Annotated in this window: 18 protein-coding genes; 10 read left to right on the top strand and 8 right to left on the bottom strand. The window is 72.2% G+C overall.

The window, feature by feature from the left end:
- Positions 1–195: 195 nt before the first annotated feature.
- Together ACRX5S_RS27060 and ACRX5S_RS27055 are read right to left on the bottom strand one after the other, a co-directional pair.
- On the bottom strand, positions 196–1,125 hold the full coding sequence (locus tag ACRX5S_RS27060; protein ID WP_436775712.1) for a pyridoxamine 5'-phosphate oxidase family protein: 930 nt from the start codon (positions 1,123–1,125) through the stop codon (positions 196–198).
- 93 nt (positions 1,126–1,218) lie between these two features.
- Positions 1,219–1,680, bottom strand: coding sequence for a VOC family protein (locus ACRX5S_RS27055; RefSeq protein ID WP_436775711.1), 462 nt, complete (start codon positions 1,678–1,680; stop codon positions 1,219–1,221).
- Between the two features lie 134 nt (positions 1,681–1,814).
- On the opposite strand from ACRX5S_RS27055, the gene ACRX5S_RS27050 reads away from it, so the two are divergent.
- Entirely contained in the window at positions 1,815–2,417 is a 603-nt protein-coding gene (locus tag ACRX5S_RS27050) for a CGNR zinc finger domain-containing protein (protein ID WP_436775804.1), read from the top strand.
- Positions 2,418–2,592: 175 nt separating this feature from the next.
- Entirely contained in the window at positions 2,593–3,129 is a 537-nt protein-coding gene (locus ACRX5S_RS27045) for a TrmH family RNA methyltransferase (protein WP_436775803.1), read from the top strand.
- Between the two features lie 107 nt (positions 3,130–3,236).
- Here the strand turns inward: ACRX5S_RS27045 and ACRX5S_RS27040 are convergent, their stop codons facing one another.
- Positions 3,237–4,412 carry an amidohydrolase family protein gene (locus ACRX5S_RS27040; RefSeq protein WP_436775710.1) on the bottom strand — a complete coding sequence of 392 codons (1,176 nt, stop codon included), beginning with the start codon at positions 4,410–4,412 and terminating at the stop codon, positions 3,237–3,239.
- Positions 4,413–4,519: 107 nt separating this feature from the next.
- A complete protein-coding gene (locus ACRX5S_RS27035; protein WP_436775709.1) occupies positions 4,520–4,879 on the bottom strand; it encodes a nucleotide pyrophosphohydrolase in 360 nt (119 codons plus the stop codon).
- A gap of 127 nt (positions 4,880–5,006) precedes the next feature.
- Here ACRX5S_RS27035 and ACRX5S_RS27030 point away from each other — a divergent pair, with 127 nt between their 5' ends.
- Positions 5,007–5,786 (top strand): exodeoxyribonuclease III, encoded by a 780-nt coding sequence (locus tag ACRX5S_RS27030; protein ID WP_436775708.1) that lies wholly within the window; start codon positions 5,007–5,009, stop codon positions 5,784–5,786.
- Positions 5,787–5,843: 57 nt separating this feature from the next.
- On the opposite strand, the gene ACRX5S_RS27025 is transcribed toward ACRX5S_RS27030, so the two are convergent.
- Positions 5,844–7,010 (bottom strand): DUF5925 domain-containing protein, encoded by a 1,167-nt coding sequence (locus tag ACRX5S_RS27025; protein WP_436775802.1) that lies wholly within the window; start codon positions 7,008–7,010, stop codon positions 5,844–5,846.
- A gap of 144 nt (positions 7,011–7,154) precedes the next feature.
- Entirely contained in the window at positions 7,155–7,526 is a 372-nt protein-coding gene (locus ACRX5S_RS27020) for a GntR family transcriptional regulator (protein WP_436775707.1), read from the bottom strand.
- 162 nt (positions 7,527–7,688) lie between these two features.
- Here ACRX5S_RS27020 and ACRX5S_RS27015 point away from each other — a divergent pair, with 162 nt between their 5' ends.
- From ACRX5S_RS27015 to ACRX5S_RS26995, 5 genes are all read left to right on the top strand, one after another.
- Complete coding sequence (locus ACRX5S_RS27015; RefSeq protein WP_436775706.1) at positions 7,689–7,991, top strand: hypothetical protein; 303 nt, start codon at positions 7,689–7,691, stop codon at positions 7,989–7,991.
- 138 nt (positions 7,992–8,129) lie between these two features.
- On the top strand, positions 8,130–9,149 hold the full coding sequence (locus ACRX5S_RS27010) for an NAD-dependent epimerase/dehydratase family protein (RefSeq protein WP_436775705.1): 1,020 nt from the start codon (positions 8,130–8,132) through the stop codon (positions 9,147–9,149).
- A gap of 785 nt (positions 9,150–9,934) precedes the next feature.
- Positions 9,935–11,191, top strand: coding sequence for a sensor histidine kinase (locus ACRX5S_RS27005; protein ID WP_436775704.1), 1,257 nt, complete (start codon positions 9,935–9,937; stop codon positions 11,189–11,191).
- On the top strand, positions 11,188–11,877 hold the full coding sequence (locus tag ACRX5S_RS27000; protein ID WP_436775703.1) for a response regulator: 690 nt from the start codon (positions 11,188–11,190) through the stop codon (positions 11,875–11,877). The genes ACRX5S_RS27005 and ACRX5S_RS27000 overlap by 4 nt, the downstream gene beginning before the upstream one ends.
- A 154-nt stretch (positions 11,878–12,031) precedes the next feature.
- Positions 12,032–12,565 carry a hypothetical protein gene (locus tag ACRX5S_RS26995; RefSeq protein WP_436775702.1) on the top strand — a complete coding sequence of 178 codons (534 nt, stop codon included), beginning with the start codon at positions 12,032–12,034 and terminating at the stop codon, positions 12,563–12,565.
- A 547-nt stretch (positions 12,566–13,112) separates the two neighbouring features.
- On the opposite strand, the gene ACRX5S_RS26990 is transcribed toward ACRX5S_RS26995, so the two are convergent.
- Complete coding sequence (locus ACRX5S_RS26990) at positions 13,113–13,550, bottom strand: CBS domain-containing protein (RefSeq protein ID WP_436775701.1); 438 nt, start codon at positions 13,548–13,550, stop codon at positions 13,113–13,115.
- A 510-nt stretch (positions 13,551–14,060) separates the two neighbouring features.
- On the opposite strand from ACRX5S_RS26990, the gene ACRX5S_RS26985 reads away from it, so the two are divergent.
- Together ACRX5S_RS26985 and ACRX5S_RS26980 are read left to right on the top strand one after the other, a co-directional pair.
- Complete coding sequence (locus tag ACRX5S_RS26985) at positions 14,061–15,848, top strand: ABC transporter ATP-binding protein (protein ID WP_436775700.1); 1,788 nt, start codon at positions 14,061–14,063, stop codon at positions 15,846–15,848.
- A gap of 251 nt (positions 15,849–16,099) precedes the next feature.
- On the top strand, positions 16,100–17,815 hold the full coding sequence (locus ACRX5S_RS26980; protein WP_436775699.1) for an ABC transporter ATP-binding protein: 1,716 nt from the start codon (positions 16,100–16,102) through the stop codon (positions 17,813–17,815).
- A 314-nt stretch (positions 17,816–18,129) separates the two neighbouring features.
- On the opposite strand, the gene argG is transcribed toward ACRX5S_RS26980, so the two are convergent.
- On the bottom strand, positions 18,130–19,578 hold the full coding sequence (gene argG, locus ACRX5S_RS26975) for an argininosuccinate synthase (protein ID WP_436775698.1): 1,449 nt from the start codon (positions 19,576–19,578) through the stop codon (positions 18,130–18,132).
- Between the last annotated feature and the right edge of the window lie 329 nt (positions 19,579–19,907).

Below are 19,907 nucleotides of genomic sequence, written 5' to 3'. Positions count from 1 at the left end.
CCCCCCCCCCCCCCCCCCCCCCCCCCCCCCCCCCCCCCCCCCCCCCCCCCCCCCCCCCCCCCCCCCCCCCCCCCCCCCCCCCCCCCCCCCCCCCCCCCCGCCGTGCGGTTGGCGGAAATTGCCATCAGGCCGGGGCGCGTGGGGACAGCCTTCGACGGGCCACCGAACGGCCACCGAACGGCCGTCGGCCGGACGTCAGGCCAACTCCGGGCTGTGCCGGGAGTACTCCGGCGCCGACCAGACGAGCCCCGTCGCGCCCGCCACTTCGACGACCCCGGTCACGGTCAGCTCCATCAGCCGCTCCGCCCCCGGGTGCGCCGCGATCCGCTCCGCGTCGTCCCAGATCGTGCGGGCGGTCCCGGTGACGTGCAGCAGGCCGCCGGCGCTCCAGTCCGGGAAGACCAGCCCCGCGGCCGGGTTGACCGCGAGGTTCCCGGCCGTCATGAACATCGAGTTGCCCGCGTAGTCCGGCCAGACGATCCGGTCGGATGCCGGCACGTGCACGAAGCCGGGGTTCCCGCCCCGGTGCGACGCGTCGGTGTTGCCCTCGTCGTCGGCCGTGGCGACGAAGAACGTGTCGGTGGACGTGATCGCCGCGCGCTGCCGGGCGGTCAGCTCGGTCCCGCGTACGGCTCCCGCGCCCGCGCCGCCGGTCAGGTCGCCGGGCGCCGCGGCGGGCGCGCGCTTGCTGATGTATTTGGGGCAGTTCGCATAAACCTGATCGAGGTCGACGCGCAGGCCGCGGCCGACCGCGTACGCCGTCCCGTTCATGCGCATGCGCCGCCGCGTGCCGGGTTCGATGGCGATCATGCCGACCCGCGCCCCGACGCCGGACGTGTCGGCGAGCACGGCGGCGAGCGGGTCGTCCGGCCCGGGGCGGGCGGCCACCGTCACCTCCGTGTCGCCGACGGCGCGGAGGAAGCCGGGCTCGCCGGTGAGCACGGTCGCCCAGACCTGTCCGGCGTCGTCCGTGCCGCCCACGACGACCATCGGCTGGGCGGCGAGGAAGGCGGTCGCGACGGCCGGGACGGTGGTCCCGATCGCGCGCTCGGAGTGCGCCGCGCGGCCGGTGGCCCCCGCGCGCTCCTGTACGGCGATCTCGCCGCGGTGGTATCTGCGGTCCATCGGTCCCTCCCGGGCGTGGGCCGGGCCCGGGGGCGTCCCGGACCCGGCGGCGGACAACGGAGATGAGCGGTGGCCTGACCCGGCAGGCACGGCCTAGAAGAAGCCGCAGGTCGGTGCGTCCCCGGACGGCGCCGACACGCCCTCGGCGCCGGTCGGGGCGTAGATCTCCAGTCGGATGCCGTCCGGGTCGGCGAAGAAGATGCCGCCCGACGCGGTGCCCTCGCCGTGCGGCACGACGCCGTCGTGGGCGAAGACCGCGCCCAGTTCCTTCAGGACCGCCTCCGCGGCGCGTACCGCCGCGACGTCGTCGACCTGGAACGACAGGTGGTGCAGCCCGGGGGTCCCGGCGCGGAACACGCCCTCGCTCTGCCGCCACAGTGTGATCAGCAGGCGCCCCTCGTCGCCGAGGAACACCCAGCCCTGCGCGTCGTCGCGGCTGACGACCTGGAGGCCGAAGACCTTCGTGTAGAAGTCCGCGGACCGGTCGAGGTCGGTGACGTTGAGCCCGATGTGGCCGGTCTTCAGGCCGCTGGGAACGGCGGTGGTCGTCGGCATGCTTGCCCTCCACGGTCTTCCGGTGATGCTTCTGCGAGCATCATCTAACGGCAAGATTCGATTCTTGCCATTAGTTACTCTGACAGTAATCACACATGGATGCAAGTGCCGACTACCATTAGAGGGTGGACAGCATGATCATTCCGAAGGCCGAGGGCAGCGGGGCTCCCGCACTCGGGGAGCCTCTGGCCGTCGAGTTCGGCAACACGTACTTCGCGGTACGCGGGACCCGCGGCGGCATCCACGACGCCCTCGTCACGCCCGAGTCGCTCGCCGCCTGGCTCACCGAGCACGCCGACGCCTTCCCTGCCGGGGTCGCGGACGCCGCCCTCGCCGGACTGCGCCCCGCGGACGTGCCGCGCTTCGCCGCGCTGCGGGACGCGATCCGCAGCCTCTCCCGCGCACTGGTCGACGGCGAGACCCCCGACGACGCGGCGATCGCGGTCGTCAACGAGGCGGCCGCCGCGGCGCCGCGCGTACCCCGTCTGGCGGTGCGCGGCGACGGCGGGCTGGTCGCGTACGACGTCGCCGACCCGCACCCGCTCGCCGCGCTGTCCGCTCTCGCCGCGGCCGCGATCGACATGTTCGGCGGCGAGGACCGCGCGCTGCTGCGCTCCTGCGGCGGCCCCGGCTGCGTGCTGTTCTACGTCAAGAACCACCCGCGCCGGGGCTGGTGTTCGGCCGGGTGCGGCAACCGCGCGCGGGTCGCGCGCTACCACGAGCGCCACAAAGGCTGATCGCGACGGGCTCGCGATCGCCTATCCTGGACGTCCCGCTATCACTCGGCGAAGGTCCGGGCACACCGCGAAGTGCCCTCTGCATGAGAACAAGTGACGGCCTGTCAGGCCACGTTCACGACGGTGGCCGCGCCACCGCAGCCCCCGCGAGGAGGTCCGCCTCCTCGCCCGCGTGATGGGGAGCGGGCGGGGCGGTGCCCCCGCGATCCGCACCAGCACCCGCGCGGACCTCAGGCGCTCCCGGCGCCCGCGCGCCCACGCGTGCTGGGACCACCTCTACGCCGCGGCCCTGTGGCCGATGCACCACGTCAACCTCGGGACCATGCTGCGCACTTGTGACGCGGTCGGGGCCTGCCTGGCGGTACCGCGGCTGCCCTGGGTGCCCGAGGCGCTGGCGCGCGGGAACACCCTGCGGCGTCCGGCGTGTGTGCACTGGAGCGGCGACCAACTCACCTGGCTGGCCCGGCAGCGCGAGCGTGGGGCGCGGGTGGTGGGGGTCGAACTGGCGGAGAACGCCGTGCGGTTGGCCGACCTGCGTCCGGCCCGGGGCACCACGGTCGCCGTGCTCGGGCACGAGCGCGACGGCATCCCGCCCGAGGCCCTCGACCTCCTCGACGAAGTGGTGGAGATCCCGATGGTGGGGACGGGCACCACCCTCAACGTGGCGGTGGCCGGTTCGCTCGTCCTCTACAAGCTCGCCGGGCTGGTGTGAGCGCCAACCTGCGTACGCCGCCCCGGGGGGGCTTGTGGAGGACGAGCGACCACCCGTGCACGGCAGGCGAGTTGCCGGTCCTGGGGCGGCGTGCGCACGGGAGCCGGTCAGGCCGGCTTCGGGGTGTTCAGCTCCTCGGCGTTCAGGCCCATGATCTTCGCGCGGGTCTCCTCGTCGAAGTCCTTGACCTCGGTCTCGTAGTCGCGCGGGTTGGGCAGCGCCTCGATGTGCGGCCAGTCGGAGCCGAAGACCACCCGGTCCGCGCCCATGAGTTCGACGGTCTCGTGCACGTCGTCCTCCCAGAACGGGTTGATCCAGATGTGGCGGCGGAAGGTCTCCACCGGGTCCTCCGGGAACAGGCCCGGGACCTTGCGGTTGACCGAGCGCAGTTTGCGGAACAGGTCGCCGAGGAACTCCGAGCCGTTCTCCACCGAGACGACGCGTACGTTCGGGAAGCGGTGGAAGACGCGGTCGAGGATGAGCGACGCGAGGAAGTCGTAGATCGGGCGCTCCATCGTCCACAGCATCGTGACCGACGGCTTGCCGTGCCCCTTGAAGTCCGTGGACAGGCCCTGCTTGCGGCTGTAGCCGTTGGACGAGTAGCCGCTGTCCCCGGCGTGCACGACGACCGGCACTCCGGCCTCGTTGACACGTGCCCAGAACGGGTCGAAGACCGGGTCGCCCGGCGTGAACGGCCCGTCCGCGGTGGTCGGCGCGGCCGGTCGCATGCACACGACCCGGGCGCCGTTCTCCAGCGCGCGGTCCAGGTCGGCCATCGCGGTGTCGAGGTCGGCGAGGGCGATGTACGGCGCCGCGAAGATGCGGTCCGCGTGGTTCCAGCCCCAGTCCTCCTCCAGCCAGCGGTTGAACGACCGGAACAGGTGGCCGACGGCCTTCGGGTCGTGCTTCAGGGCGTCCTCGTAGATCATGCCGAGGGTCGGGAACAGCCAGACCTTGTCCAGGCCTTGCTCGTCCATGACGCGCACGCGCGCGGCCGGGTCGCGGTACTCGGGGCGGATCGGCTCGCGCTCGCGCAGGAACTCCAGTGGGTTGCGGCCCTCCGGATTGCCCCGGAAGTACTCGGACATGGCGCCGGCCTTGGCGATCGGGTCGAACGTCGGGTTCACCACGGCGTGGTTCACCTTGCCGCCGATCACGTGGTACTGGCGGCCGTTGATCGTGCACCACTGGATGACGCTGCCGCCCAGGCGCGGGTCGAGGTGGCGGGTGAACGCGTCGATCGCCTCGTAGTAGTGGTTGTCGGCGTCGAAGACGAAACTCATGCGCCCACCTCGTAGATCGCTTGCCTCGGTTAACTATTCCGGGCCATTGTGCGGCGCGCGGGCCGCGGACACAAGGTAAGGAAGGCTGTCTTTTGAGGCGGAGGCGCTTACGGCGTCTGCGGCTTCGGAGCCGTCCGGGGAACCGGGTGCTTCAGCGCGTTCTTGACCATCTTGTCGCGCAGCGCCTGGGCGATGTCGATGTCGAGCACGGTGCAGACGCCCAGCAGATAGGCGAACACGTCCGCGACCTCCTCCCGGACGTGCTCGGCGACCTCGGGATCCGCCATCACCCGGCCCGCCTGCTCGGGAGTCAGCCACTGGAAGATCTCCACCAGCTCGGACGCCTCGACGCTGAGGGCCATCACCAGGTTCTTCGGGGTGTGGTACGGCTCCCAGTCGCGCTCGGCCGAGAAGGCGCTGATGGCGGCGGACAGCTCGGCGATGACGTCCGGCTCTGGAGAAGTCATGCGGACCAGTGTGCCGTCATACGGCGGTGTCGGACGTACGGGGGACAATGGGCCGGTCGGGCCTGCCGGCGTACAGCCGTACCCGGTCAGGGCACAGCAGCGAAGAGGAAAGGTCGGTCACGGTCGCATGAGGGTCGCCACCTGGAACATCAACTCGGTCGGGGCCAGGCTGCCGCGCATGCTCGAATGGCTGGAGGGCGCCGCCCCCGACGTCCTGTGCCTCCAGGAGCTCAAGTGCACGGCCGACGCCTTCCCGTACGAGGCCGTCGAGGCGCTCGGCTACCAGGTCGCCGCGCACGGTGACGGCCGCTGGAACGGCGTCGCGATCCTGTCGAAGGTCGGTCTTGAGGACGTCGTCCGCGGCCTGGAGGGCGGCCCCGAGTACGAGGGCGTGCAGGAGACGCGCGCGATCAGCGCGACCTGCGGAGCGGTCCGCGTGTGGTCGGTCTACGTGCCGAACGGGCGCGAGCTCGTGCACGCGCACTACGCGTACAAGCTGGAATGGCTGGCCGCGCTCAAGACGGCGGTCGCGTTCGACGCGGCCGGCGAGCGCCCCTTCGCGGTGCTGGGCGACTTCAACGTCGCGCCCACCGACAAGGACGTCTGGGACATCAGCCTCTTCGAGGGCGCGACCCACGTCAGCGAGGCCGAGCGCACCGCCCTGGTCGAACTGGGCAAGGCCGGCCTCGAAGAGATCATGCCGCGCGCGCTCAAGTACGACGTGCCGTTCACGTTCTGGGACTACCGCAACCTCGGCTTCCAGAAGAACAAGGGCATGCGCATCGACCTCGTGATGGGCAACCCCGCGTTCAACGCCGCGGTCAAGGACTCCTACGTGGACCGCGAGGCCCGGCGCGGCAAGGGCACTTCGGACCACGCGCCGGTGGTCGTCGACCTGGACCTCTGACGGCACGGCCGTCGGCGAGGGCGGCGCCGGGGCCGCGTGGGCTCCGGCGCCCTGCCGTTACAGGTACATCCCGTCACCGATCGGCGGACGGGACGCCTCGACGGGTGCCGCGCCGTTCTTGAGCGCGTACAGCTCCGCGAGCGTCGACGCCGAGCCCACGCCGTTCGAGGTGCCGAGCCACGTGGTCGCCTCCTGGTAGTCCAGCGGCCCCACCTCGATCTGCGCGAGGCAGCGGCCCGGCCGTACGACCGCCGGGTGCAGTTGCCCCAGCGACTCGTTGGTGGTGATCGCCACGAGCACGTTGCGGCCCTGGCCGAGCAGGCCGTCGGTCAGGTTCAGCAGCCGCGAGAGGGCCTGCCCGGTGGACCGCTTGGCCTCGCCGCGGATCAGCTCGTCGCAGTCCTCCAGGACCAGCAGCCGCCACCGGGTGTGCTCGGAGTCGTCCTCCTCGCCGGTGCGGCCGATCGCGACGTCCATCAGGTAGCCGGTGTCGCCGAACAGCGCCTCGGGATCGAGCACGCAGTCCATCCGGCACCAGTCGCGCCACTCGCGCGCGAGCGAACGCAGCACCGTCGTCTTACCGGTGCCGGGCGGCCCGTGCAGCAGGATCAGGCGGCCCGCGACGTCGTCGCGGCCCACGGCCATCAGCTTGTCGAACGCCGCGGCGGTCGTGCCCGCGTAGTTGCGGCGGATCTGCGACCACGGCGCGGCGGTGATCGAACGCGTCGTGCGGTACGGGCCGCGCCGTGCCGAGTGGTACCAGAACCCCATCGCCACGGACTCGTCCTGCGGCAGGGGTTCGGCCTTCGCGTTCTTGACCGCCTTCTTCATCACCGCGCGGCCGGTCTTCGGGTTGTCCGCGGTGACGGTCACCTCGCCGCCGCCGCTTCGCCACACCACCGCACGCAGGGTCCAGCCCTCGCCCGCGGCGAGGGTCGACTGCCGGTCGTCCTCCTCGACCGTGCGCAACACCTTCGCACCGCGCGGCACCAGCTTGGCCCCCGGGCGGATGCGGTCGAGCCGGGTGGTGCAGGCCCACGGCTGGCGGCCCGAGACGAACTCGGCCAGCGTGAGGGCGTCGATCACGTCGTACGGGGTGTCCGAATCGTCGAGTCCGAGCGAGTAGGGCAGGGTCTGGGAGGGGTCGAGGGACGGCGACACATCGCCGCCGCCGGTCTCGGCGGCCTCCACCCCGTGGATCCGGGCCGGTATCTGACGGGGCATGGACATACCTCGATCATCCGTGCCGCAGGGGCGTGCGTACAGCGGTTTTGCCCAACCCGGACGCCATCCGGCGTCGGCGGCCCCCGGCGGCACACCGCGGCTCGCCGGTGTGTTCGACTGCCCACCAGGGAAGTTGACGCTGCGTCAGCGGGGGTTGTACACCGCGTCCAGTGCGGTCACCGCGGCGGCCAGGGCCTCGTCGCGGCCGAGGCCGAGGCGTACCGCCCGCCGCGCGTACTCGCCGGCCGCGGCCGCCGCCTCGCGCCGTGCGGTGTCGCCGACCGCGGCCACGAACGTACCGTTGCGGCCCCGCGTCTCGACCACCGCATCGGCTTCGAGTTCGCGGTACGCGCGGGCGACGGTGTTGACCGCGAGCCCGAGATCGGCCGCGAGGGCGCGCACGGTCGGCAACTTGGTTCCGACGGGCAGGCCCCCGCTGCGGGCCTGTTCCGCGATCTGCTCCCGAACCTGCTCGAACGGCGGTACGGGGGACTGCGGGTCGAGCGTGATCTCCATGGGGCAAGTCTGGCGCACCGCGGGGGGCGTGCGGCGCGTACCGTGCTCATCCCGCTGCTTCCTCGCCTGGCGGTGTGGCACGTTGATCCCGTGTCCCATACCTGGATGAATCGTTGCCCGGACAACAGCAGTCGGCAGATTGGGATTGGGGCTGATCAGGCGATGGGCACGGCGGTCGACCACCAGGAGCACACGCACCACACCCACGCACACGGCGAGGGCTGCGGCCATGTCGCGGTGCCGCACGGCGATCACATCGACTACGTCCACGACGGGCACATCCACCGCATGCACGACGGGCACACCGACGAGTGCTCGCCCAGCGGCCACCACGTGCACGAGGGGCACCACCACGAGCACGGCGACGGCTGCGGCCACGTCGCGGTGCCGCACGACGACCACGTCGACTACATCCATGACGGCCACCGCCACGCCCGGCACGACGGCCACTGGGACGACCACTGACGGCTGGGCCGGTTGCCGACCGCCGAGCCGGCCGCTGACTTGCACGGCCGTGGCAAGTCCGTTCGCCTGACCGCGTAATCCGTTCGCCGACAGGCGAATCCGTACACATCGTGACGTCGATCGGGGAAGTCTCAACCCATGGACATTCTGGTGATCGGCGGATCGGTGTTCGTCGGACGGACCATCGTCGAGACGGCGCTCGCACGCGGGCACGCGGTCACGACGTTCAACCGGGGGCGTACCGGCACGGATGTGCCGGGCGCCGCGACCGTGCGGGGCGACCGCGAGAACAAGGCGGACCTGGAACGCCTGGCGTCGGCCGGGCCATGGGATGCCGTCGTCGACGTCTGCGGGTTCACCCCGCGCGTGGTCGGCGACTCGGTGCGGGCGCTGAACGGGCGTGTGGCGACGTACGCGTTCGTGTCCAGCATCTCGGCCTACCAGGACTGGCCCGCGAGTCCCGTGGACGAGCAGTCGCCCCGCTTTGCCTGCGCCCCGGACGCGGACGAGACGGACGGCGACTACGGGATACTCAAGGCGGGTTGCGAACGCGCGGTAGAGAGCGGGTTCGACGGGCGCGTGCTGGTCGTCCAGCCGGGGCTGATCCTCGGTCCGTACGAGAACGTCGGACGCCTGCCGTGGTGGCTGCGCCGCATCGCCGCGGGCGGCCGGGTCCTGGCGCCGGGCGACCCGGACCGCCCCATGCAGGTCATCGACGCGCGCGACCTGGCCGCGTTCATGCTCGACCACGTAGAGGCCGGAACCGAGGGACGTTTCCTCGCCAGCGGCTCACCGGCGAACACGACCATGGGCGCATGGCTCGGCGACTGCGTCGCGGCGACCGGGTCGGACGCGGAACTGGTTTGGGTGGACGACGACTTCCTCCTCGAACGCGGCGTGGAACCCTGGACCGAACTCCCGCTGTGGGCCCCGCCCACCGACGAGATGGCCGCACTCTGGCAGCCCGACTCGGCGAAGGCGCTCGCCGCCGGGCTCACCACGCGTCCTGTGACGGACACCGTCGCCGACACCTGGGCCTGGCTGGAGTCAGCGGGTGTTCCCGAGTACCTGCCCATCTACCGCGGGCCCGCCGGGCCCCAGGGCATCGCTGCGGAGAAGGAACAGGCCCTGCTGGAGGAGTGGGCGGCAACGCGCTAGTGCGGTGGCCAGAAAGGTTTGCCGGTTCTCGTTGTTCGGTGCGGTGCGATGCAGCACTCGCCGGGCCTGGCGGCCCTCCCAAGCGCAGGGCCGAAGCTCGTACTCGTACTCGGTCGTACTCGCGAGGTCCTGCGACGCCGCGAGGCGCGGTGCCGGGCGGCGAGAACCGGTGAAGGTTTGTGGTCACCGCACCAGCGAGCGTGACCCCGTGAACCCGCGCACGCGTGAACCCGCGCACGCGTGAACCCGCGCACGCGTGAACCCGCGCACGCGTGAACCCGCGGATTCGCGTGTTGAGTCGCCGGGCCGGCCGGACGTTGGGATGCCTGTTGGCCTGCGCTTAGACCGCCCTCCGCCCTCCGTCTGCCTGCCCTGTGCCCGCCTTCTGGCCGCGCTGCGGCCATGTGTCGGCGCCGGGGCGGTTCAGTCGCCGGTGCGCGCGTGCCCGCCCTCGGCCCCGATCGCCAATCCGTCGTCGGCGCACAGCACCCAAGTGCATGCGGCCCGCGAGCCTGCGCCCGCGCTCACCGCGAATCGTCGGGGCTGCCCGGTGTCCGGTGCCTACCGCCGGGCTGGAGGGCCCTCCCGTGCCAGGCGCGGGCCGACGTGCTCGCCAACTCGGCCTTGACGGCCCCACACCGCGACGCCGCAAGGCGCGATGCCATGCGCCGGGCACCGTGAACATTGCCGGTCCCAGCGCCAGGCGACCCGGGCCCACTCCCTTTCCGGGTAGTTGGGCGCGGGTGCGGCGGTCTGGGGGGTTGCGGGGTCCGTAGGGTGGGTTTGTGCGTCCGATACGTGGGTTGGCCGGGTTGCCGGAGCGGTTTCCGGGGCGGGTGTTCGGACTGCCCGCGGTGGACGTCGCGCTGGCCGTCGCGATGCTGCCGGTGCAGATCATCGGCGTGTTCATCGTGTCCGTGCCGGTCTACGTGCTCGACACCGGCGGCGGCGAGCCGAGCCGACTTGAGGGCAACGACGTCGACTGGCTCGCGTGGGTGCTGGTCGTGGCCGCGTCGCTGCTGCTGGTCGCCCGTACGCGCTGGCCCCGCGTGACGCTCGTCGCGGAGAGCGGCGTACTCGCGGCGTTCATGATGCGCGGGTACCCCGTCGGGCCCATCGTGCTGCCCGTGATGCTCTGCCTGTACGCGACCGCCGCCGCCGGTCGCCGCCGTAGGACCGCGGTCGCGGCGCTCATGTTCATCGTCGCCATGTGCAGCCTCTGGGTGCCGAGGATGGCCCGCACACTCGACAGCGCGGCGACGTTCGTGGGTTCCGTGACGCTCTTCTACGCCGTGGTGCTCGCGACGTTCGGCGGGCCGGTGCTCGTCGGCGAGGTCGTACGGGTGCGCCGGGAGGCTGCCGAGGCCCGCGTCGCGCAGGCCGTCCGCGACGCGGAGAAACGCGTCGCGGAGGAACGGCTGCGCATCGCACGGGAGTTGCACGACGTGGTGGCGCACAGCATGGCCGGTATCGCCGTGCAGTCGGCCGCGACGCTGCGCCTGCTCGGCGACCCCGGGCCGGAGGTGCGCGACTCGCTGATCGCCATCCGTACCGCCAGCCGCGAGGCACTGCGCGAACTCCGGGCCACCGTAGGGATGTTGCGCGAGACCGGGCTGCCGGACAACGACGGTCTGGAACGCCTTCACACGCTGCTGGAGGCGGTGCGAAACGCCGGAGTTCCGGTCGAACTGGAGCGTGCCGGAGCGTCCGTGCCGCTGCCCGCCGAGACGGGCCACGCGGCGTACCGCATCGTGCAGGAGTCGCTCACGAACGTGCTGCGGCACGCGGGGCACGGCGCGTCCGCCCGAGTGCGGGTGGCGTACGGTGACAGCGAACTGGTCCTGGAAGTCGTCGACGACGGCCTCGGCCTGACCGACGGTCAGGGCAGCGGGCACGGGCTGCCCGGGATGCGTGAGCGCGCCGAGTCGGTCGGCGGCACACTCGTCGCGGGAGCCGTCACCTCGGGGGAGGACGAGCCGTGCCGCGGGTTTCGGGTCGCGGCGCGCCTGCCGCTGGCCGTGCGACGAGGGGAGGCGGGATGATCCGAATCGGCCTGGCCGACGACCAGGCGCTGGTGCGTACGGGATTCCGCGCGCTCCTCGGCACCGAGTCGGACTTCGAGGTGGTCGGTGAGGCCGCCGACGGCGGTGCCGCGGTCGCGCTCGCCCGCGAGCTGCGGCCGGACGTCCTGCTCATGGACATCCGGATGCCCGACGTCGACGGCCTCACCGCGACGCGGCGCATCGCCGGGGACCCGGAACTGGCCGGTGTGCGCGTGGTGATACTCACGACGTACGCCGAAGACGCCAACGTCTACGCCGCCCTGCGCGCGGGCGCGAGCGGGTTCCTGGTCAAGGACGCCGAGGCCGAGGAACTCGTCCAGGCCATCCGGGTCGTCGCGCGTGGTGACGCGCTGCTCTCACCCGGCATCACCCGCCAGGTCATCGACATGTTCACGCGCTCGCTGGTCCGCACACCCGGCGACGCCGACGCGGGCGATACGCTGCTCGACGCGCTGACCGAGCGCGAGCGCGAGGTGTTGTGCGAGATCGCGGCGGGCCTGACGAACGACGAGATCGCCGTACGGCTGGCGATGAGCCCCAACACCGTCAAGACACACATCAGCCGCGTGCTCGCCAAGCTGGGGCTGCGCGACCGGGCGCAACTGGTGGTCGCGGCCTACGAGTCGGGCCTGGTGCGGCCGAGGCGCGTAGTCCCGGAGGGGTAGTCCTCCCGCGGTAGTGCGGCGGCGCCCTACAGCGGGCGGGCCACCGCAGGACCCTTCCGGCGGGCGACGCCCCGCGCGCGTGCGGGCGCGATGATCGCCGTACGCGATCGCACCGCACCGGGCGATCCTCCGCCGCAAGAAGGGTACGCCCGCCATGCGCCTGGACGACGTTCTCCCCGAATGGCACTTCCGCGAACGCCACACGATCGAGATCGACGCCTACGCGGACACGGTGTTCCGGGCGATCGAGGAGTTGACGTGGCGTGAGGTCCCGACGTTCCGAAGGCTGATGGTGCTGCGCTTCGCCGGCCGCGACCGGGCGGTGGACACCCGGATCCTGGCGTCGATGACGAAGGACGGCTTCACGGTGCTCGACCGCTCGGACAACGAGCTGGTGGTCGGCATGATCTCGACGCGGCTGCCCGCGCGGCCGGTGCCGCTGGCGGGGGAGCTGCCCGCCGACGCGGTCCGGGCGTTCGACGCGCCGGGCCACCTCAAGATCGTCTTCAACTTCCTGCGGCGCGGCTCGACGGTCACGACGGAGACGCGGGTGTGGGCGACGGACGAGCGGTCGCGCCGGATCTTCCAGGCGTACTGGGCGCTGATCCGCCCCCCGAGCGGGGTGATCCGGCGGGCGTGGCTCCGGGCGATCCGTGAACGGGCGGAGAACGAGCCGGTGTTCTTGTGACCGGCGGTCGTGCGGCAGGTGGCGTCCCGGGCGGTGACGGGGGCGGGGTTTCGCCCGGTACTTCGGCCGGCTCTTTGCCCGGTTCTTCGCCCGCTTCTTCGCGCGGTGCTTCGGCTGGTTCTTCGCTCGGTTCTTCCGCCGGTTCTTCGGGCGGGTGTTCCGCGTGCGGGGTGCCGCGGTGACGGGGGCCCGGAGCGGCGGCGGTCCGGCGCACGGGGACGTGCGGTGACCGAACGGATGCCCGCCCCGGCGACCGCGCGACGCGCGGTGTCGGGGCGGCCGGTGCCCGGCGGGGCGGGGGCCGGAGGAGTCGGGCCCGGAGGCGCAGCGGCCGTTGAGGCGGTGCCTGGAAGGTCGATGCCCGAACGGGCCGTCCCCGCTCTGGCCGGGGGCGGGATCGCGGCTGTGTTGGTCGGCCGCAGTCGCGTGCCGGGCGACCATGTGCCCGCGGCCTTGGATGCGGCGTCACCGATGCTGCTGGTCGTGGGCACAGTCGCGCTGACGCTGGCGACGATTCGCGCGGGCCGGGCGCGGGGCCCGGCGGGTGTCAGGAGACGGCGTACACCTTCTCCACGAACTCGGCGATCTGCCGGTCGGTGACGTTCCGCGCGAGGTCGGCTTCGCTGATCATGCCGACCAGCCGGTGGCCGTTCTGCGTGTCGATGACCGGGAGCCGCCGGATCTGGTGCGCCTCCATCATGTCAAGCACCTCGTCGAGGCCGGCGTCGGCGTCGCACCAGTGGAGGTTCCCGGCGAGTTCGCCGGCGCGGACGGTGGCGGGGTCGCGTCCCTCGGCACAACAGTGCAGCACGATGTCGCGGTCGGTCACCATGCCCTTGAGCCGGTCGTCGGTGCCGCAGATCGGTACGCAGCCGACGTCCATGTCCTTCATCATCTTCGCGGCGTCCATGAGCGACGCGTCCTCGGGAACGCACTTGGCGCCGGAGTGCATCACGTCACGGGCCTTCATCATGGTCGTGTCCATGGCGGGGCGTGTCCTTTCGTCAAACGGTCGGACGCTTCGATCACAACAGACGCCTGGGAGGCCCGCCACTCGGCCCGGGGTGGTGCCGCGTATAGCTGTGTATATGGGTGCGGGTGGGGCAGTCGGGGGACTTGCGAGGGGTCTGAGTCGGTCCCGGGGGCGGAGCTTTTTGGGCGGTTAGCCTCCCTTGGGAGGCCGACTTGTGGGGGCGGGCTCGGCTCGGTCTTGGCTCGGCCTCGGCTTGGTCCCCGGTTTGGCCCCATGCCTTTTCCACTGCTTGGCCCCGACTTGGCTCTGGCGGGACTTAGCCGGGGGCCTGGGGCTCGGCTGGGACTCGACTGGGCCCCCGACGTGGTGGCGTCGCGTCGCGGTCGCGTGGCGGCGATCGGTTGAGACCGGGTGTGATCGGGTCTGTCCGTTGACGCACCCTTAGGCTAGCCTCACCTACGTTCTTTGTGCCCGGAGCCGGGCGTATTCCGGAGGATTCGGTGACGGGCGGGCGGGGTGTCGATGGGTGACGCGCTGACGGGGCGCGCGGTGTTGCGGCAGTCGGTACGCGGGCAGTCCCGGCGGGTGGCGCTGGCGGCCACGCTCGGTGCCGGGCATCAGGCGGGCGAGGCGGTGGTGCCGGTCCTCATCGGCGTCGTCATCGACCGTGCCGTGGCCCGGGACGACGCGGGCGCTTTTGCCCTGTGGATCGCCGTGCTCGGCGCGGTGTACCTGGTGCTGTCGTTCGGATTTCGGTTCGGCGCGCGGGCGGGTGAGCGGGCTGCGGAGGAGGCGGCGCACGATCTGCGGCTGCGGATCGTCGACCGGGTCCTGGACCCCGTCGGCGGTGCCGACCGGGGACGGCTGCCGGGAGCTCTCGTCAACGTCGCGACCGAGGACGCCCGGCGAGTCGGCGGCGTCAACATGGGCGTCGTGCTGGCCGTCGGCGGGCTGACCGGTCTGACGGTTGGAGCCGTCGCGCTTCTGCGCATATCGCTGCCCCTGGGGCTCATGGTGTTGCTGGGCGCTCCGCCGCTGCTGTGGCTCGGACATGTGGTGAGCAAGCCGCTGGAGCGCCGGAGTTCGGCCGAGCAGGAGCGGGCCGCGCACGCCTCGGGTGTGGCGGCGGACCTGGTCGCGGGTCTTCGGGTGCTCAAGGGCATCGGCGGCGAGTCCGCGGCTGTCGCCCGCTACCGGACCACCAGCCGCGAGTCGCTGACCGCGACGTTGCGGGCCGCTCGTGCGCAGGCGTGGCAGGGCGGCGTCGTCCTCGCACTCGCGGGGGTGTTCATCGCCTTGGTGGCGCTGGTCGGCGGTCGGCTGGCCGCCGACGGAAGCATCAGCCTCGGCGAACTCGTCGCCGCGGTGGGCCTCGCGCAGTTCCTGCTCGGGCCGCTGTCGATGTTCTCCTACATCAACGCGGAATTCGCCCAGGCGCGGGCTTCGGCGGCGCGCATCGCCGAGGTGTTGGGCGCGGCGCCCGCGGTGCCGCCCGGTGAAGCGCGGCCGAGCAAGCCGGCGGGCGGGCGCATCGTCGTACGTGATCTCGCGCACGGGCCGCTGCGGGCGGTCGGACTTGACGCGGGACCCGGGGAGTTCGTGGCGGTGGTCGCGGTCGATCCTGCGGAGGCCGTGGCGCTGCTGCGGTGCCTGGCCCGGGACGTCGACCCGGACGCGGGCGCGGTCGAACTGGACGGCATGCCCCTGCCGCTGCTGGCCCCGGACGAACTGCGGTCGGCGGTACTGGTGGCCGCCCACGACGCGAATCTCTTCGAGGGGTCGTTGGAGTGGAACGTCGGCTCTGTGTGCGGTGAGGGGCTCGGCGCCACGCCGGATGGGGCCATCGCCGGTGAGGGCGGGGTTGACGGGGCTCGGATTGACGGGGCTCGGATTGACGGGCCCCGGGTGGACGGGGCCCGGGTGGAGCGGGCGCTTGTGGCGTCGGGGGCTGACGAGGTGGCGGGCGTACTGCCGCAGGGGGTTGCGACGGTCCTTGCCGAGGGCGGGAGTTCGCTGTCGGGCGGGCAACGGCAGCGGGTCGCGCTGGCCCGTGCGCTGGCGGCGGATCCGGCCGTGCTGGTGCTGCACGATCCGACCACGGCTGTGGATGCGGTGACGGAGGCGCGGATTGCGGCGGGTGTACGCGAACTGCGGCGCGCCGCGACCACGATCGTGGTGACGACCAGCCCGGCGTTGCTCGCGGTCGCGGACCGCGTCGTGTTCATCGCCGACGGCTGCGTGGTCGACACGGCGCCGCACGCCGAACTGGTGCTGCGGAACGAGGACTACCGGACGGCGGTGCTGGCGTGACGACCGGGGTGGGGCAGGAGCGGGGGTCCGGGACGGGGGGTGAGCCGGGCGGGAGCGGCTTGTCCGGGGACGGCTCGCTCGGGCGCGACGCGATTGGGGACGGCTCGATCGACGCTCGAACAGCCGGGAGACAGGCGGGTTCTGCGGCGCATTCCGCGGCGGGTTCCGCGGCCGGTTCCGCGGCGGGGGCTGAGGTTGGGGCCGAGGCGGGCTCCGAGCGCGAGTTGCTGCCGGTCGCCACGTCGGCGCGGATGCGGGAAGTGATCGCGGAACTCGTACGGCCGCACCGCGTGCTCGCGTGGTCGGCGCTGGTGGTCATGGTCGTGGCGACCGTCATCGAGTTGGCGACCGCCCCGCTGCTCGGGCACATCGTCGACCTCGTCGCGGACGGGAAGTCGGCCGACGCGCTGACCTGGCCGGTCGTGGGGCTGGTACTGGTCGCGGTCGCGCAGGGCGTGGCGGTGGCGTGCGGCTTCTCGCTGGTCGCGCGCCTCGGCGAGACGGTGCTCGCGACGCTGCGCGAGCGGGTGGTCGAGCGTGCTCTCGGTCTGCCGTTGGAGCAGGTGGAGAAGGCCGGTTCGGGCGATCTGACGTCGCGGGTCACGGCTGACGTGTCGCTGGTCGCGGAGGCGGTGCGCAAGGCGCTGCCGGTGCTGGTGCGGTCGGTACTGACGATCGTGCTGACCTTGGGGGCGCTTGCGGTTCTCGACTGGCGGTTCCTGCTGGCGGCGCTGCTCGCGGTGCCGGTGCAACTGCACACCGCGCGGTGGTACGTCGGGCGAGCGGTTCCGCTGTACGCCGCGGGCCGCGTCGCGGCGGGGGCTCGGCAGCAGCAGCTGCTGGACAGCATCGGGGGAGCGGCGACGGTACGCGCGTTCCGGCTCGGCGGGCAGCACCGCACGCGGGCGGAGCGGCGTTCGGCCGAGGCGATGGATCTCAAGTTGCGCGGGGTCGGGCTGGTGCTGCGCTTCTACTGCCGCCTGCACATCGCCGAATTCGTGGGGCTGACGGCCGTGTTGGGGGCGGGGTTCCTGCTGGTGCGCGACGGGTCGGCATCGATCGGCACGGCCACCGCGGCGGCGCTGTACTTCCACGCGTTGTTCGGGCCGATGAACAGTGCGTTGGTGCTGCTCGACGACGCGCAGTCGGCGACGGCGGGATTGACCCGGCTCGTGGGTGTGGCCGACCACCCGGAGCCGGATGCGGGGCGGCGGGCGGAGGCGGCGGGGGCCTCCGTGGAGGTGCGCGGGTTGCGGCACGCGTACGGCGCGGGCGGGCCCGAGGTGTTGGCGGGCGTCGACCTGGCGCTGGAGCCGGGCGAGCATGTCGCGGTCGTGGGGGCGAGCGGCGCGGGGAAGACGACGCTGGCGAAATTGATCGCGGGCGTGCATGCCCCGTCCGGCGGGACGGTGTCGGTGGGCGGCGTGGCACTGTCGGATCTCGGGCCGGAGTCGACGCGGCGCACCGTCGCGCTGGTGACGCAGGAGGTGCACGTCTTCGCCGGGCTGCTCGCCGACGACCTGCGCCTCGCCCGCCCCGACGCGGACGACGGCGAACTGCGCGCGGCCCTGGAGCGGGTGGGGGCGCTGACTTGGGCCGAGGCGCTGCCCGACGGCCTGGACACGGTCGTGGGCACAGGAGGACACACCCTGACGGGCGCGCAGGCACAGCAACTGGCTCTGGCCCGACTGGTTCTCGCCGATCCGCCGGTCGCCATCCTGGACGAGGCAACGGCGGAGGCGGGCAGCAGCGGCGCCCGCGCCCTGGAGACGGCGGCCGCACGGGCCCTGGAAGGACGCACCGCCCTGATCGTCGCGCACCGCCTGACCCAGGCGGCTTCCGCCGATCGCATCGTGGTCCTGGCCGCGGGCCGAATTGTGGAGATCGGCACCCACCAGCAACTCGTCACGGCCAACGGCCAATACGCCGCCCTGTGGAACGCCTGGTCCGGTACCCGCCAGACCTGAGCCGTCCGCCTCCCCGCCCGCCCGAACCTTCCTTACCTCGGGAACGTTTGCTGTCTGCGTAACGTGCCGCGATCGGCGCCTGGTCACTGGAAGCGGCGTAGTCCGCGCTGTGTTCGACACCCTTGTTCGAGGCCGCGTTCGACGCCGCGTCGACCTCGCGTTCGACCTCGCGTTCGACGAAGACGGCGTTGGTGCGATCGCGATGTCGCCGCGATGCGGCGATGGGCCCTGCCGAGTGTTCGGCGGGGCCCATCGTTGTCGCACAGTGCTGCTCGTCGGCGGCTCGGACGTCCTCAGTCCGTGCCGGACTCGCTTCAGTCCGTGCCGGACTCCATGGCGGCGCGGTCGAGGAGGGCCTCTTCCTCCGACACCTCACCGCGCGATGCGATGGCCTGGGCGTCGCCCTTGTCCATGGCGCCGATCAGGCCGGTCGAGGCGGCTTGTGCCGCGCCGATCGGGGTCGGGTGGTCGGTGCCGACCAGGCCGAGGCCTGCGTACTGTTCCAGCCGGGCGCGGGAGTCGGCGATGTCCAAATTCCGCATGGTGAGCTGGCCGATCCGGTCCACCGGGCCGAAGGCCGAGTCCTCGGTGCGCTCCATCGACAGCTTGTCCGGGTGGTAGCTGAGCGCCGGACCCCGCGTGTCGAGCACCGAGTAGTCCTCGCCGCGCCGCAGGCGCACCGTCACCTCGCCGGTGATCGCCGTGCCGACCCACCGCTGCAACGACTCACGCACCATCAGCGCCTGCGGGTCCAGCCAGCGGCCCTCGTACAGCAGTCGGCCGAGCCGGCGGCCCTCGTTGTGGTACGCCGCGACCGTGTCCTCGTTGTGGGTCGCGTTCAGCAGGCGCTCGTAGGTGATGTGCAGCAGGGCCATACCCGGCGCCTCGTAGATGCCGCGGCTCTTGGCCTCGATCACCCGGTTCTCGATCTGGTCGGACATGCCGAGGCCGTGCCGCCCGCCGATCGCGTTGGCCTCCATGACCAGGTCGACCGGGGTCGCGAACTCCTTGCCGTTGATGCTGACCGGGCGGCCCTGGACGAAGCCGACCGTGACGTCCTCCGCGGCGATCTCCACCGACGGGTCCCAGAACCGCACGCCCATGATCGGCTCGACGGTCTCGATGCCGGTGTCCAGGTGCTCCAGGATCTTGGCCTCGTGGGTGGCCCCCCAGATGTTGGCGTCGGTCGAGTACGCCTTCTCCGTCGAGTCGCGATACGGCAGCCCGTGTTCGAGCAGCCACTCGGACATCTCCTTGCGGCCGCCCAGCTCGGTCACGAAGTCCGCGTCCAGCCAAGGCTTGTAGATCCGCAGGTGCGGGTTGGCGAGCAGGCCGTAGCGGTAGAACCGCTCGATGTCGTTGCCCTTGAAGGTAGAGCCGTCGCCCCAGATCTGCACCCGGTCCTCAAGCATCGCGCGCACCAGCAGGGTGCCGGTGACGGCACGGCCCAGCGGCGTGGTGTTGAAGTACGGGCGGCCGCCCGACCTGATGTGGAACGCGCCGCACGCGAGTGCCGCAAGGCCCTCCTCGACGAGCGCCGCGCGGCAGTCGACGAGTCGCGCGATCTCGGCGCCGTAGGTGGAGGCGCGGCCGGGCACGGACGTGATGTCGGGCTCGTCGTACTGCCCGATGTCGGCGGTGTACGTGCAGGGGATGGCGCCCTTGGCGCGCATCCAGGCGACGGCGACCGAGGTGTCGAGCCCGCCCGAGAAGGCGATGCCTACGCGCTCTCCGGTGGGGAGGGAGGTGAGGACCTTGGACATGGCAAGACTATGCATCATCCCGTATGAATATGCAAGGCCGCAGGTCGGGGCCGCATGAACCCGGGGCGGCGGCGGTCCCGACGGGATGATCCGGGACTCGCGGTGCGGACCGCGCGAGCGGCCGGCGCGATTTGTCCGTGCGAGTTGCACCCGAGAGGGTGACGGCGGCGGGAGCGTCCCGCGGTCGCCACGGTTGTCGGATGCACAGTCGCGTACGACCCGCGCGAAGGCCCGCCCCTTCCGGATCGGAAGCGGCGCCGCCCCGGCATTCCGAGGCGATTCCGCGAGAGGCCGAGCGTCCCGATGAGTTCGCCCGGCCGTGCGAGGAA

Source organism: Yinghuangia sp. YIM S09857 (genome assembly GCF_051388915.1).
Taxonomy (GTDB): domain Bacteria; phylum Actinomycetota; class Actinomycetes; order Streptomycetales; family Streptomycetaceae; genus Yinghuangia.
The sequence above is the reverse complement of the archived record's forward strand: the minus strand, read 5'-3'. Positions and strand labels throughout refer to the sequence as shown.

Coding starts and splice junctions, on each gene's coding strand:
- ACRX5S_RS27060 (WP_436775712.1), bottom strand. CDS start 1,125: ATGGACCGCAGATACCACCGCGGCGAGATCGCCGTACAGGAGCGCGCG.
- ACRX5S_RS27055 (WP_436775711.1), bottom strand. CDS start 1,680: ATGCCGACGACCACCGCCGTTCCCAGCGGCCTGAAGACCGGCCACATC.
- ACRX5S_RS27050 (WP_436775804.1), top strand. CDS start 1,815: ATGATCATTCCGAAGGCCGAGGGCAGCGGGGCTCCCGCACTCGGGGAG.
- ACRX5S_RS27045 (WP_436775803.1), top strand. CDS start 2,593: ATGGGGAGCGGGCGGGGCGGTGCCCCCGCGATCCGCACCAGCACCCGC.
- ACRX5S_RS27040 (WP_436775710.1), bottom strand. CDS start 4,412: ATGAGTTTCGTCTTCGACGCCGACAACCACTACTACGAGGCGATCGAC.
- ACRX5S_RS27035 (WP_436775709.1), bottom strand. CDS start 4,879: ATGACTTCTCCAGAGCCGGACGTCATCGCCGAGCTGTCCGCCGCCATC.
- ACRX5S_RS27030 (WP_436775708.1), top strand. CDS start 5,007: ATGAGGGTCGCCACCTGGAACATCAACTCGGTCGGGGCCAGGCTGCCG.
- ACRX5S_RS27025 (WP_436775802.1), bottom strand. CDS start 7,010: ATGCCCCGTCAGATACCGGCCCGGATCCACGGGGTGGAGGCCGCCGAG.
- ACRX5S_RS27020 (WP_436775707.1), bottom strand. CDS start 7,526: ATGGAGATCACGCTCGACCCGCAGTCCCCCGTACCGCCGTTCGAGCAG.
- ACRX5S_RS27015 (WP_436775706.1), top strand. CDS start 7,689: ATGGGCACGGCGGTCGACCACCAGGAGCACACGCACCACACCCACGCA.
- ACRX5S_RS27010 (WP_436775705.1), top strand. CDS start 8,130: ATGGACATTCTGGTGATCGGCGGATCGGTGTTCGTCGGACGGACCATC.
- ACRX5S_RS27000 (WP_436775703.1), top strand. CDS start 11,188: ATGATCCGAATCGGCCTGGCCGACGACCAGGCGCTGGTGCGTACGGGA.
- ACRX5S_RS26995 (WP_436775702.1), top strand. CDS start 12,032: ATGCGCCTGGACGACGTTCTCCCCGAATGGCACTTCCGCGAACGCCAC.
- ACRX5S_RS26990 (WP_436775701.1), bottom strand. CDS start 13,550: ATGGACACGACCATGATGAAGGCCCGTGACGTGATGCACTCCGGCGCC.
- ACRX5S_RS26985 (WP_436775700.1), top strand. CDS start 14,061: ATGGGTGACGCGCTGACGGGGCGCGCGGTGTTGCGGCAGTCGGTACGC.
- ACRX5S_RS26980 (WP_436775699.1), top strand. CDS start 16,100: ATGCGGGAAGTGATCGCGGAACTCGTACGGCCGCACCGCGTGCTCGCG.
- argG (WP_436775698.1), bottom strand. CDS start 19,578: ATGTCCAAGGTCCTCACCTCCCTCCCCACCGGAGAGCGCGTAGGCATC.